Origin of the sequence: Streptomyces luteireticuli, from assembly GCF_041519305.1 — a bacterium.
GTDB classification, from domain to species: domain Bacteria; phylum Actinomycetota; class Actinomycetes; order Streptomycetales; family Streptomycetaceae; genus Streptomyces; species Streptomyces luteireticuli.
The window spans coordinates 5021771-5034527 of sequence record NZ_CP167927.1 but is presented as its reverse complement, the minus strand read 5'-3'; the positions used below and the strand labels follow the sequence as shown (position 1 = coordinate 5034527).

Genomic DNA, 12757 nt, shown 5'->3' with positions numbered 1-12757 from the left:
GCCTAGGGCGTCAGCTGCTTGGTGAGCCACTGGAAGACCTCGGGGACCTGCTCCTTCCAGACGGCCGTGTTGTGGCCGCCGGCGTCCGCCGGGAGTTCCTTGACCTGCACCGTGGTGGGCAGCTTGGCCGCCTTCTGGATGTCCAGGCCCGACGCGTAGCCGTCCCGCGCGCTGCCGGAGAAGAACAGCGCCACCGGCGGCGGGGTCTTGGCCCGCTTGAGCATCTTCAGGGGGTTGTTCTCGTTGCGCAGCGCCGGGGTCTTGGCGGTGAGCGCGGCGCGCACGCCGGCGGGGTCGTTGTAGCCGGAGAGGCTCACCCCGGCGCGGAACCGGTCGGGGTGGGCGATGGTCAGCTTGGCGGCGCAGTGCGCGCCCGCCGAGTAGCCGGCGACGCCCCAGGCCTCGGGCTTGTCGCTGACCCGGAAGTTGTCCACCACCATCTTGCGGACGTCGAAGCTGAGCCAGGTGTCGGCGTTGATCGTGCCGGGGGTGTTGGCGCAGCCGGTGTCGACCTTGGAGCCGAGGAGGGTGGTGCGCGGCGCGACGATGATGAAGGGCTGGATCTCGCCCTTCTCCATCATCGGCTTGAGCTGCTCGTTGACCTTGAGCGTGCCGAACCAGGCCTTCGCGGAGCCCGGGAAGCCGGGGAGGACCTCGACGACGGGGAACTTCTTCTTCTTGTACTTCGGGTCGTCGTACTGCGGCGGGGTCCAGACGTAGACCTCGCCGCTGACGCCGGAGACGCTGCCCTTGAGCTGGGTCTTGCGGACGCCCTCGCCCATGCGCTCGTCCGAGACGTCCGTGAACTTCTGGACGACCCGGGGCAGGTCCTTCATCCTGTGGCCGCCGGTGCCGTCCTTGCCGAGGTTGGCGGCGGACGCGACATGGTCACCGGTGCCGAGCAGGTCGTCCCAGTTGTCGTACAGCCCGTTGGCGTTGTTGACCACGACGAAGACCATCGTGATCGCCGTGGCCTGGGCGAAGACCAGCATCAGCAGGCGTGCCACATACCGGACGATCTTCGGCCCGCCGATCCTGCTCCACAGGAAAAGCGGCAGGGCGAGGGCGACCACGACCAGGACGATCGTGGTCACGAAAAAGGGCGTCCCCATCAAACTCATCGAGTCGGCTCTCGTTTCGGTCTGCGGCCTCTCGGCCCCGGGCCCTTCCTCTTGAGAGCCTTCCGCCACTGTTAGATGTCCGGGCCCTCGTCAGGGTTCCCGTATGTGACGGAACGTGCCGTCTCTCACACCAGGCGGCGGGCCGTCGCCCAGCGGGTCAGCTCGTGCCGGTTGGACAGCTGGAGCTTGCGCAGCACCGCCGAAACGTGGGATTCCACCGTCTTCACGGAGATGAACAGCTGCTTGGCGATCTCCTTGTAGGCATAGCCGCGGGCGATCAGCCGGAGCACCTCGCGCTCACGCTGGGTGAGGCGGTCGAGGTCCTCGTCGACGGGCGGGGCGTCCGTGGACGCGAAGGCGTCGAGGACGAAGCCGGCCAGCCGCGGGGAGAAGACGGCGTCGCCGTCCCGGACCCGGAAGACCGCGTCGATCAGATCCGCGCCGGTGATCGTCTTGGTGACGTAGCCGCGGGCGCCGCCCCGGATGACGCCGATCACGTCCTCCGCCGCGTCGGACACCGACAGCGCCAGGAAGCGGACCGGGGACTCGGCCGCGGTCATCATCGGCGCGCAGCGGCGCAGCACCTCGACCCCGCCGCCGCCGGGGAGGTGTACGTCCAGCAGGACGACCTCGGGGCGGGTCGCGGTGATCACGGTGACCGCCTGGTCGACGTCCGCGGCCTCCCCGACGACCTCGACGCCCGTCCGGTCGGTGGCGCCGATCTCCGCCTGGACGCCGGTGCGGAACATCCGGTGGTCGTCCACCAGCACCACCCGCACCCGGCGCTGCTCCTGAGCCGTCCCGTTCATCCCGTTCGTCGCGTTCGTCGTCATCCCGCGTTCTCCGCCCTCTCCATCTCCAGCTCCACTTCCGTCCCCCCGCCGGGCACGGACCGCAGGCGAGCCGTTCCTCCGTTGCGCTGCATTCTGCCGATGATCGACTCCCGGACGCCCATCCGGTCCTCCGGAACCGCGTCCACGTCGAAGCCCGGACCCCGGTCCCGCACCGAGACGAAGACCGTACGCCCCTCGACCTCGGCGTAGACCTGGACGGCGCCGCCCTCGCCACCGTACTTCGCGGCGTTGACCATGGCTTCCCGCGCGGCCTGCATCTGCGCGCGCAGCCCGTCGTCCAGCGGGCAGTCGCCGACCACGACGACCTCCAGGGGGACGCCGTGGTGGTCCTCGACGCCCGCGGCCGCCGCGCGCACGGCCTCCGCGAGGGTCTCCGGCTCCTCGGCCTCGTCCTTGCCGTGGCCCTCCGGGTTGTAGAGCCAGGCGCGCAGCTCCCGCTCCTGCGCCCGGGCCAGGCGGGCGACCTCCCGGGAGTCCTCGGCGTTGCGCTGGATCAGGGTCAGGGTGTGCAGGACGGAGTCGTGGACGTGGGCGGCGACCTCGGCCCTCTCCTGCGCGCGGATGCGCATGGTGCGTTCGGCGGAGAGGTCCTGCGTCATCCGCACGACTGATGGGCCTGCCAGCAGGGCGATGCCGACCAGGACGGCCAGCGACGCCTGGAGCACCGTGCCCAGGTGCTCCGCCGAGCTCTGCAGCACGACGATGCCGGTGACGCCCACGACGACCAGCAGGACACCCGCCGCCGCGCGGGCGAGCGGCAGGACGCGCTTGCTGCGGCCGACCTCCATCCAGTGGGCGCGCCGGGCGTTGTCCGCCTGCCGCCAGACCAGGGCGACGCCGGCGCCGATCAGCACCAGCGGCCAGACGTAGACGTTGGCCCGGCCGAGGTGGAGCCGGTCGAGGAGGATCGCGGCGCCCACGATCAGCGCGATCAGCGCGAGGATCTGGCCGCGGTCGGGCTTGCGGGAGAACAGGTGCCGGCGGCCGTCCGCCGCGACGGCGTCGTCCGCCGCCGCCGGGCGCGGGGCCTCCACGCCGCCGACGCCGAGCGGCACGACGAACCAGAAGACCGCGTACAGCAGGGCGCCCATGCCCTGCGCCATGAGCAGGGCCAGGAAGACCAGCCGCACCCAGGACACCGGGACGCCCAGGTGGCCCGCGAGGCCGCGGGCGACGCCGCCGAGCATCCGCCCCTCGGCGCTGCGGTAGAGCTTGCGCAGGGGGGCGGGGTCGGGGGCGGCCGGCGCGTAGGCGCCGCCGGGCCGTGGTTGCGTCGTCGGTGCGCCGGTCATGACCCGATCGTCACATGGGCCGGAGGCCCGTGGCATCGGGGTCGTCCCTGAGGAGACCCCTAACCGACAGGGCCTCTGGCCGACAGGGCCTCTGGTTGATAGGCCTTCAGCCGCGCCCCGTCACGCGCAGGCCGTCGCGCACCGCGTCGAAGACCGGCCGGTAGCGGTCCCACTGTTCGGCGGGGGCGGAGACGTAGACGGCGTACTCGTCGCCGCCCGCCCGGCCGAAGCCCAGGTCGATGGCGCGGTACTGGCGCGCCCGGCCCGTGAAGGAGAACTCCCAGACGGCGGCCGGGCCGCCCCGGTAGGCGGTGGCCTGCATCCGCAGCCGCCGGTAGCCGGTGAGCCTCGTCCTGAGGTCCCGCTCCACGTCCTCCCAGTGCCGCAGGGGATCGGGGCTCGCCAGGTCGAGCACGTTGACCTTGAGGTCGACGCGGCCGGTGGGGTCGATGTAGTCCACCTCGACCGCGGACTTCTCCTTGCGGCGCCAGCCGTCCGGCACGGGGAGGCCGACGCCGAGGCGCTTCTCCTCGACCCAGTGGTAGCCATGCGGAACGGCGGGCTCCGAGGGCCGGGACGGGGACGGCTCGCGGGCGGTGGTGGCAGTGGTGCTCGTGCGCGGGGCGGGCGCGGCGTCGTCGTCCCGGTCCCCGCCGGGGACGAGGACGTACGCGGCCATGGCCGCCAGCAGCACGCCCACCGCACCGCCGACGACGGCCCACCGGCGGAAGCGGCCGCGCCGGGCCGCCGGCCGACCCGTCCCCGGCCCGGTCCCCGGCGGGACGGCCGCGGGGACGGTCCGCGGGCCGGGCGCGGTCACGACAGCCGTCGGCTCCTCGGGGCCGGACGGCCCGCCGGACGCCCCGGGGCCGGAAGCCGGGCCGACGGAGTCGTGGACGGTTCCGGGGTCCGGCTCGGGGGCGTGCCCGACGGCGGTCACCGGAGCCGTCATGGCCCCGGACTCGGCCCCGGACGCGGAGCCGTACACCCGGCCGTTCGCCACCGCCGCCCCCGGGACGCTCCCCACGTCGCCCAGGATCCGCTCCACCAGCTCCGCCGGCGGGCGCAGGGCCGGGTCGCGGGTCATCAACGTCTCGATCAGACGGGTCAGTTCGCCCGCGCTGCGCGGCGGGGTCAGGGGGTCCACGGCTATCGCGTACGCCGTCTCGACCGCCGTGTCGCGGCGGAACGGCGGGCGGCCCTCGACCGCCTCGTAGAGGGTGGCGCCCAGGGCCCACAGGTCGGCGGCCGGGGCGGGACCGCCGCCGCGGACGCGTTCGGGGGCGATGTAGTCGATGGAGCCGACCATCTCACCGGTCTTGGTGAGGGTGGAGTGCCCGGCGAGGCGCGCGATGCCGAAGTCGGTGAGGACGACCCGCCCGTCGTGGCCCAGCAGGACGTTGCCGGGCTTGACGTCACGGTGCAGCACCCCGGCCGCGTGGGCGGCGCGCAGGGCGGCGATCATGCCGCGGCCGACGCGGGCCGCCTCGTCCGGGGCGAGGGGGCCCTCCGCCGCCAGGACCTCCCCGAGGGTCCGGGAGGGCACGTACTCCATGACGATGCAGGGCATCCCGTCGTCCTCGACGACGTCGTGGACGACGACCACGTTGGGGTGGTTGATCCGGGCCGCGCCGCGGGCCTCGCGGCGGGTCCGCTCGCAGAGGGTGGCCAGTTCCTCCTCGTCCATCCCGTGCGGCACACGCAGCCGCTTGACGGCCACATGACGGCCCAGCAGCTCGTCCTCGGCCCGCCAGACGGTGCCCATGCCGCCGCGGCCGATGGTTTCGAGCAGCCGGTAGCGGCCGGCGAGCAGCTGCCCGGAGGGCGCGTCGGACACCGTGCGCACCTCCGCCTCTCCGCCCGTTTCCCACCAGATGTTCGATGCGTCACCCTAACCGGAGCCGTCCCCCGGCGAGCCGGGGGCCGACCCCGCCGATCTCAGGGAAGGGGCCGATCTCAGGGAAGGGCCAGGGTCACCACGGATGCCGCCCGGCCGCGCCGGTTGACACGATGGCCCCATGACCGAAGCCCCACCTGCCGAATCCCCCCGGCCCGCCGCCCCGGAGCGCGGCGGGCAGCCCCTGCGGCGCAGCCGCGACCACAAGATGATCTCCGGCGTCTGCGCGGGCCTGGGCCGTTTCTTCGACCTCGACCCGGTGATCTTCCGGGTGGTCCTGGGGGTGCTGGCGGTCACCGGCGGGCTGGGCCTGATCGTCTACGGCTTCGCCTGGCTGCTGATCCCGCTGGAGGGCGAGGAGGAGAACGAGGGCCGCCGGATGCTCTCGGGCCGGGTGGAGGGCCCGGCGCTGACGGCGGTGCTGTGCGCGCTCGTGGGCTCGGGGCTCTTCCTCTCGATGCTCAACAACAGCGGGGCGATGTCCTTCTCGCTGATGCTCACCCTGGCCGCGATCGGCGCGGCCCACTGGTCGCGGCAGCGGCGCGGGGCGGACGGGGACGAGGAGGGGACGGAGCCGTCGACGGCACAGGCGGCCCAGGGGACCCAGAAAGCCCCGAAGACGCTGAAGACGCAGAAGGCCATGGACGCCCCGCCGGAGACCCTGGCGCCGCCCCCGCCGGGCGCCCCGTCCTGGTGGCGCGACCCCGTCGGCCCGGCCGCCGCCCGCCGCGACACCGGATATCTGTGGGGTCCGGACGACGGTCCGCACGACGCCCGGACGGTGGCGGAGGAACGGGCGCGCCGGGTGCGCGACGGCCGGCAGCTCGGCGGCTGGACATTCCTGCTGGCCGCGGCGGCGTGCGCGACGGGCATCGGCCTCTCCTGGCACGGGCGCCCCCTGGGCACCTCGCTGGAGATCGGCCTGGGCTGCGCGCTCGCCGTCTACGGCGCGGGCATCGCGCTCAGTTCGCGGTACGGGCGCACCGGCGGCGGCACGGTCACCATGGCGGTGCTGACGGGCCTGCTGCTGGCGGGCGCCGCGGCCCTCCCCAAGTCGGTCACCGCCGAGTGGCAGCGGGTCACCTGGCGCCCGGCCGCGGTGGCCGACCTCCGCCCGCACTATCAAGTGGGCAGCGGCATCGGCACGTTGGACCTCACCGGGCTGCCCCGCTCCGGCTCCGCCCGGCTCTCCACGACCGCGGAGGCGGGTGCGGGACGGCTGGCGGTCGTCCTCCCCCCGGACGTCACGGCGGAGATCACCGCCGAGGTCGGCGTCGGCGCCGTCCGGCTGCCCGACGACAACCCCCACGACGCGGACGTGAAGCCCCGCCAGACCCGGCGCACGACCCTGCGCCCGGCCCCCGGGCAGCCGGTGCACGGCACGCTGGAACTGCGGCTCAAGGCCGGAATCGGCGAGGTGGAGGTGGTCCGTGCGGCGGCATGACTTCGAGCCCGGCAGGCTGATCGTGGGCCTGGTGATGCTGGGCGGCGGACTGGCCTATCTGCTGAACGCGGCGGGCCGCTGGCCCTTCCCGGCGTACGCGCTGGTGCCCGCCCTGGTGGGCGGGCTGTGCCTGGGCGGCGCCGTCCCCGGCATCGCCTACCTCGTCGGCCGGCGGCGCGGCCGCCGCGGGATCGGGCGGTGACCCATCGGACACCCCCTAGGGCGGCTCAGCCGGTGCGCAGCCCCAGCGCGCTCCCCTTCAGCCACTCCTGCCAGTCGATGTTCCAGTCGCCGTAGCCGTTGCCGAAGCGATCCATCGGCTTCGGCTTCACCCCGCCCTTGACGTCCACGACGTCGCCCTTGCGGCTCAGCCCGTAGAGCCACTTGGCGTTCTCGGTGGACATGCCGATGCAGCCGTGGCTGACGTTCTCCTTGCCGAAGGACTCGGCGTTGTCGGGCGCGGCGTGCACATACTCGCCGCTGACCGTCTCGCGCATGCTGTAGTCGTACGAGCCGTAGAAGCCGTCGGGGTGGTTGCGCGGGATGCCGATGGAGCGCGAGTCCATGACGACCCGGCCCTCCTTGGCGAGGATCGTCTTGATGCCCTGCCGGGTGCCGAAGCCCTTCGACTCGTCGCCGCCGCTGACCGGGATCGTCCGCAGCGTCTTCCCGTTGCGGACCACGGTGAGCGTACGGGCCTTGAGGTCCACGGTGTTGACCATGGAGTCGCCGATGGTGAAGGAGACGGTGCGATCGCGGTCGCCCGCGGCGCCCGGGCCGAGCTTCACCCCGGCGAGCCGGGCGTCGAGCGTCACCTTCGTCCCGGCGGGCCAGAACTTCTCGGGGCGGAAGTGGACGCGGGTGTCGCCCTTGCTCTCGTCCCAGTACCAGGCCCCGGGGACCTTGGGGGACGTGGAGACCTTCAGCCGGCCCTCGATGCCGGCCCGCAGCTCCTTCGCGACCTTCTGCTGCTTGAAGACGACCGCGATCGGCTGGCCGACGCCGACCGTCTCCCCGTTCGCGGGGGCGATCTCGGGCCGGACGACCCGGGCGGCGCCCGGCAGCAGGACGGCCGGGGGCGCGGGCTTCTCGGTGACGACGGGGGTGGGCTTCGCGGAGGAGGCCGACGGGGAGGCCGTGCGCTCCGGCTTCTTCTCCTCGGCGTCGGCGGCACCTCCGCAGCCGGCGGCGGCCAGGCCGGCCAGGGCCAGGGCGGCGGACACCCCGAGGGGGCGGGCGAAGCGGCGCATCGTGCTCCTTACGGGTCCGGGTGTGACGACGACGGGGCGGCGGTGGCCGTGCCTCGGCGTCGGACCATCGTAATTCGCACAAATGCACTGCTATGGGGCTCCCAAGGACGAGCGACCCCCGCCGACGGGCGGGGGTGCTCCCCTGGCATGCGAAGGGCCCCTCGCCCACAGCTGTGGACGAGGGGCCCTTTCAATGCGCTTCAGGAAGCGGCTGCTTCAGGGAGCGACTACTCCCACTCGATCGTCCCCGGCGGCTTGCTCGTCACGTCGAGCACCACGCGGTTGACGTCCCGCACCTCGTTGGTGATCCGGGTCGAGATCCGGGCCAGCACCTCGTACGGCATGCGCGTCCAGTCGGCCGTCATCGCGTCCTCGGACGAGACCGGGCGCAGGACGATCGGGTGGCCGTAGGTGCGGCCGTCGCCCTGGACGCCGACCGAGCGGACGTCGGCCAGCAGGACCACCGGGCACTGCCAGATCTCGCGGTCGAGACCGGCGGCGGTGAGCTCCTCGCGGGCGATGGCGTCGGCCTCGCGCAGCAGGTCCAGGCGCTCGCGCGTGACCTCGCCGACGATGCGGATGCCCAGGCCCGGGCCCGGGAAGGGCTGGCGCTGGACGATCTCGTCCGGCAGGCCGAGCTCGGAGCCGACCATGCGGACCTCGTCCTTGAAGAGCTGCCGCAGCGGCTCGACGAGCTCGAACTCCAGGTCCTCGGGGAGGCCGCCCACGTTGTGGTGGGACTTGATGTTGGCGGTCCCGGTGCCGCCGCCGGACTCGACGATGTCCGGGTAGAGCGTGCCCTGCACGAGGAACGCGACGTCCTCGCCGGTGCCCGCCGACTCCGCGACGATCTCGGCCTGCGCCTGCTCGAAGACGCGGATGAACTCCCGGCCGATGATCTTCCGCTTGGTCTCCGGGTCGGAGACCCCGGCGAGCGCGGTGAGGAACCGCTCCTGCGCGTCGACGACCTTCAGCTGGACGCCGGTGGCGGCCACGAAGTCCTTCTCGACCTGCTCGGTCTCGCCCTTGCGCATCAGCCCGTGGTCGACGTACACACAGGTCAGCTGGGAGCCGATGGCCTTCTGGACGAGGGCGGCGGCCACGGCGGAGTCCACGCCGCCGGACAGACCGCAGATGGCCCGCTTGTTCCCGACCTGCTCGCGGATCGCGGCGACCTGCTCCTCGATCACATTGCCGGTGGTCCAGCTGGGCTCGATGCCCGCGCCGCGGTAGAGGAAGTGCTCCAGGACCTGCTGGCCGTGCGTGGAGTGCATCACCTCGGGGTGGTACTGCACGCCGTAGAGCCGCTTCTCGTCGTTCTCGAAGGCGGCGACCGGCACCAGGTCCGTGGAGGCGGTGACGGCGAAGCCCTCGGGGGCGGCCGAGCAGGCGTCGCCGTGCGACATCCACACCGACTGCTCGGCGGGGGTGCCCTCGAAGAGGGTGGAGGACGGCTTGGAGACGTACATCGCCGTACGGCCGTACTCGCGGGCGCCGGTGTTGTCGACCGTGCCGCCGAGCGTGGTGGCCATCAGCTGGAAGCCGTAGCACATGCCGAAGACGGGGACGCCGGCCGTGAAGAGCGCGCGGGCGTCGTCGAGGCGGGGCGCGCCCTCCTCGTACACGGACGAGGGGCCGCCGGAGAGGATGATCGCCCGGGGCTTCCTGGCGAGCATCTCGGCGACGGGCATCGTGCTGGGAACGATCTCGCTGTAGACCCGCGCCTCGCGCACGCGGCGGGCGATGAGCTGGGCGTACTGGGCGCCGAAGTCGACAACGAGCACCGGTTCCGCGGTGTGGTCGTGGGCGGCGGGAGGAGGTGCTGCTGACACGGGAGCGGCCCTTCCGGCGATCGAGGGATGGGGGTCTCTATTTGTCGATTCTACCGGGACGAGGGGGGCCGCTTTTGTCTCACCATCCGAATGCGGTTGGCCCCCGGGCCTCCCGGGGGCCATACTGTCCGCCATGCGCAAGCACTCGACCTTCGTCTTTACCTATGGCACCGGCCCGTCCGGCTGCCATGGTCGTGCTGCTCAGCGATAGAACAGCGACTTCCACGAGCGCCCCGGGCCGGCAAGGCCCGGGGCGCTCGTGCGTTCCTCCTCAAGGGCCGTCGCCGGCACCGGGCCCGGACCCCAGGAGCACACCGCAAATGAGCACCACCGCCGCCACCACCGTCACCGACACCGGCGCCCGCACCGAGGACGCCGTCCGTCTGATCACCGGCGCCCGCGAGCGCATCGACGATCTCGACGGCAGGATCATCGGCCTCGTCCAGGAACGGATCGCGGTCTCGGAGCAGATCCAGCGCGCCCGCATCGCCTCCGGCGGGCGCCGGGTCAACCTCTCCCGCGAGATGGAGATCCTCACGCACTACAGCGACCAGCTCGGCAAGAACGGGACGGTCCTGGCGATGACCCTGCTGGACCTGTGCCGGGGCCGGGTCTGAGCCGCGCCCGGCCCCGCCGCCCGGCGGTAACCCCGCGCCCCTCCCGTCACCCGTACGGCGCGTGACCGGCTCCTGACCGGCTTCGTTGGAGTCGTTGTCCGCACCAGCCAGGAGCGGCCCTCCCCCGGACCCGGCCTCGCCCGAGCAGGGGGACCCCCAGAAATCCACGCGTGGTATCCGCCCCCGTCCATCGGGGCGCCCGGCAACGACGGGGCGGAGCCACCGGAGTGTGAGACGCCGGAGACGCGCGTCGTGGGACCTCACTCCGGTGGTGCGGCGGCCGGTCGGCAGGGGACAGCAGCCCGGCCGCCCACCGGGTCGGCCGGTTCCGGGGACGCCTGGGACCGGCCGCATCCGCGGCGGGCGGTTGCGCCCGGCCCGGTTCATGCCCCACGATGCGAAGGGGCCACCGGCACAGCCCGTCAACACACCGGTCCCGTACCGCCATTGGTCGGACCACACCATCGGTCGGACCATCCGGACCCGCGGCGCTCCCCCCGGCGCCGCTCCTCGGCACCGAACCGCCCTGATCACGGTGCCGGCTGTCAAGGGCCCCGCGGCCGTCCGCACGCCCCCGCGTAGACGGTCCGGGGCCCTTCGCCGTCCTCCTCGGAGGTCTCGGGAGCTTCAGGAGGCCGGCGGCACGGGAGGGACCGGCAGGAACGGCAGCCGCAGCGCCCCGAACGCCCCCTTGGGGACGGCGGGTTGGCGCGGCTCGACCGCCGCCACCCGGACGTACGGGCTCCCCTGCGCCGGCCGGGGGTCCGGCTCGCCCTTGTTGGGCCAGAAGGACATGGCGCGCTCCGCCTGGGCCGTGATCGTCAGGGCCGGATTGACGCCGAGATTGGCGGCGACCGCGGAACCGTCCACGACCGAGATCAACGGATGGCCGTAGAGCCGGTGGTACGGATCGACGACCCCGTTCTCCGGCCCCGATCCGATGGGACATCCGCCGAGGAAGTGGGCGGTGAGCGGGGTGCCCGTCAACTCGCCCACGTTGCTGCCCGCGAAGCCGTTGATCTCCTCGGCGATCCGGGTCGCGGCCCCGGCCGCCTCGGGGAGCTGTACGGGGTTGGGCGCGCCGTGCCCCTGCCGCGCGGTGAGCAGCCCCTTGCCCGGACCCCTCCTCCGGCGGTACGTGGTCAGGGAGTTGTCCACGGACTGCATCACCAGGCCGATGATGGTCCGCTCGGACCAGCGGCGTTTGGAGAGCGAGCGCAGCAGCAGCGCCGGGTGGCGTGCGCACGACGCCACGAAGGCCGGTACGCGCCAGGTGGCGATGGGGACCTGCGGGATGGTCAGCAGGCCCATCGCGTTGGACCCCTTCCCATAACGGACGGGCTCGATGTGGGTGTTGGGGTTGGGGTGCACGGAGGAGGTGATCGCCACACCTCGGGTGAAGTCCGCCGCCGTGCCGTGCGCCCTGCGGTAGCGGCGGTCGGTGGTCTGGGCGCCGACGACGGCCTCGGAGTTGGTCCGGGTCAGCCGGCCGAGACGGCCCGAGATCCGGGGCAGCAGGCCGCGGTCCTTCATGGTGTGCAGCAGCGTCTGGGTGCCGTACGTACCGGCGGCGAGCACCACGTGCCGGGCGCGCAGCACCCGGGGCCGGGCCCGGCGCCGGTCCGTGGGGACGGTGACCACCCGGCAGCCGCCGCCGGGGAGTTCGGCGACGGCGACGGCCTTGGTGAGCGGGTGGACGACGGCGCCCGCCCGTTCGGCGAGGTACAGGTAGTTCTCGTTGAGGGTGTTCTTGGCGCCGTGCCGGCAGCCGGTCATGCACTCGCCGCACTCGGTGCAGGCGGTGCGGTCGGGGCCCACGCCGCCGAAGTACGGGTCGGGCACCCGGGCGCCGGGGGCGGCGCGCGGTCCGTCGTCACCGGCACCGGCGTCGCGGCCGTCGCCGAAGAAGACGCCCACCGGCGCCGGATGGTAGGTGTGGCCGAAGCCCATGCGGTCGGCGGCGGCCTTCAGATGGACGTCGGCGGGCGTCGTCGTCGGGTTGAGGCGCACGCCGAGCATGCGTTCGGCCTGCGCGTAGTACGGACCCAGCTCCTCGTGCCAGTCGGTGATGTCCGCCCACTGCGGATCCTCGAAGAACGAACGCGGCGGGACGTAGAGGGTGTTGGCGTAGTTGAGCGATCCCCCGCCGACTCCGGCACCGGCCAGGACCATCACATGGCCGAGCAGATGGATGCGCTGGATGCCGTAGAGGCCGAGGGCCGGTGCCCATAGGTAGTTGCGCAGGTCCCAGGAGTTCTTCGGGAGGGTCTCGCGGGTGAAGCGGCGGCCGGCCTCCAGGACGCCGACGCGGTAGCCCTTCTCGGTCAGCCGGAGGGCGGATACGGCGCCGCCGAAGCCTGAGCCTATGACGATGACGTCGTAGTCGAAGTCGGAGTCTGCTGGCACGGGTGCCTCCGTGGGTGGTGGGTTGGGTTTTGCCCCTGGCCCGC

The 12757-nt window shown here is 73.1% G+C and carries 10 protein-coding genes; 3 read left to right on the top strand and 7 right to left on the bottom strand.

The window, feature by feature from the left end; all coding sequences use genetic code 11:
- Positions 1–2: 2 nt before the first annotated feature.
- From AB8735_RS22580 to AB8735_RS22565, 4 genes are all read right to left on the bottom strand, one after another.
- Positions 3–1121 (bottom strand): alpha/beta hydrolase, encoded by a 1119-nt coding sequence (locus tag AB8735_RS22580; protein WP_372408974.1) that lies wholly within the window; start codon positions 1119–1121, stop codon positions 3–5.
- A 125-nt stretch (positions 1122–1246) separates the two neighbouring features.
- Positions 1247–1954, bottom strand: coding sequence for a LuxR C-terminal-related transcriptional regulator (locus AB8735_RS22575; protein WP_372408973.1), 708 nt, complete (start codon positions 1952–1954; stop codon positions 1247–1249).
- Positions 1951–3267: a PspC domain-containing protein gene (locus tag AB8735_RS22570; protein ID WP_372408971.1), complete on the bottom strand. Its 1317-nt coding sequence runs from the start codon at positions 3265–3267 to the stop codon at positions 1951–1953. The genes AB8735_RS22575 and AB8735_RS22570 overlap by 4 nt, the downstream gene beginning before the upstream one ends.
- 106 nt (positions 3268–3373) lie before the next feature.
- Positions 3374–5104: a serine/threonine-protein kinase gene (locus AB8735_RS22565; protein ID WP_372408969.1), complete on the bottom strand. Its 1731-nt coding sequence runs from the start codon at positions 5102–5104 to the stop codon at positions 3374–3376.
- Positions 5105–5285: 181 nt separating this feature from the next.
- On the opposite strand from AB8735_RS22565, the gene AB8735_RS22560 reads away from it, so the two are divergent.
- Entirely contained in the window at positions 5286–6608 is a 1323-nt protein-coding gene (locus tag AB8735_RS22560; RefSeq protein WP_372408968.1) for a PspC domain-containing protein, read from the top strand.
- Positions 6595–6810, top strand: a complete 216-nt coding sequence (locus AB8735_RS22555; RefSeq protein WP_372408967.1) for a hypothetical protein — start codon at positions 6595–6597, stop codon at positions 6808–6810. Before AB8735_RS22560 ends, AB8735_RS22555 begins: the two co-directional genes overlap by 14 nt.
- Before the next feature lie 25 nt (positions 6811–6835).
- On the opposite strand, the gene AB8735_RS22550 is transcribed toward AB8735_RS22555, so the two are convergent.
- A complete protein-coding gene (locus AB8735_RS22550; protein ID WP_372408966.1) occupies positions 6836–7858 on the bottom strand; it encodes an Ig-like domain-containing protein in 1023 nt (340 codons plus the stop codon).
- A gap of 227 nt (positions 7859–8085) precedes the next feature.
- Positions 8086–9690 carry a glutamine-hydrolyzing GMP synthase gene (guaA, locus tag AB8735_RS22545; protein ID WP_372408965.1) on the bottom strand — a complete coding sequence of 535 codons (1605 nt, stop codon included), beginning with the start codon at positions 9688–9690 and terminating at the stop codon, positions 8086–8088.
- Positions 9691–10010: 320 nt separating this feature from the next.
- Between guaA and AB8735_RS22540 the strand changes: the two genes are divergently transcribed.
- Positions 10011–10307, top strand: coding sequence for a chorismate mutase (locus tag AB8735_RS22540; protein ID WP_372408964.1), 297 nt, complete (start codon positions 10011–10013; stop codon positions 10305–10307).
- 627 nt (positions 10308–10934) lie between these two features.
- Here the strand turns inward: AB8735_RS22540 and AB8735_RS22535 are convergent.
- Complete coding sequence (locus AB8735_RS22535) at positions 10935–12713, bottom strand: GMC oxidoreductase (protein WP_372408962.1); 1779 nt, start codon at positions 12711–12713, stop codon at positions 10935–10937.
- Between the last annotated feature and the right edge of the window lie 44 nt (positions 12714–12757).

Bases quoted from the DNA above. Each gene is read 5' to 3' on its own strand.
- AB8735_RS22570 (WP_372408971.1), bottom strand. From the start codon at position 3,267: ATGACCGGCGCACCGACGACGCAACCACGGCCCGGCGGCGCCTACGCG.
- AB8735_RS22550 (WP_372408966.1), bottom strand. From the start codon at position 7,858: ATGCGCCGCTTCGCCCGCCCCCTCGGGGTGTCCGCCGCCCTGGCCCTG.
- AB8735_RS22580 (WP_372408974.1), bottom strand. From the start codon at position 1,121: ATGAGTTTGATGGGGACGCCCTTTTTCGTGACCACGATCGTCCTGGTC.
- AB8735_RS22540 (WP_372408964.1), top strand. From the start codon at position 10,011: ATGAGCACCACCGCCGCCACCACCGTCACCGACACCGGCGCCCGCACC.
- AB8735_RS22560 (WP_372408968.1), top strand. From the start codon at position 5,286: ATGACCGAAGCCCCACCTGCCGAATCCCCCCGGCCCGCCGCCCCGGAG.
- AB8735_RS22575 (WP_372408973.1), bottom strand. From the start codon at position 1,954: ATGACGACGAACGCGACGAACGGGATGAACGGGACGGCTCAGGAGCAG.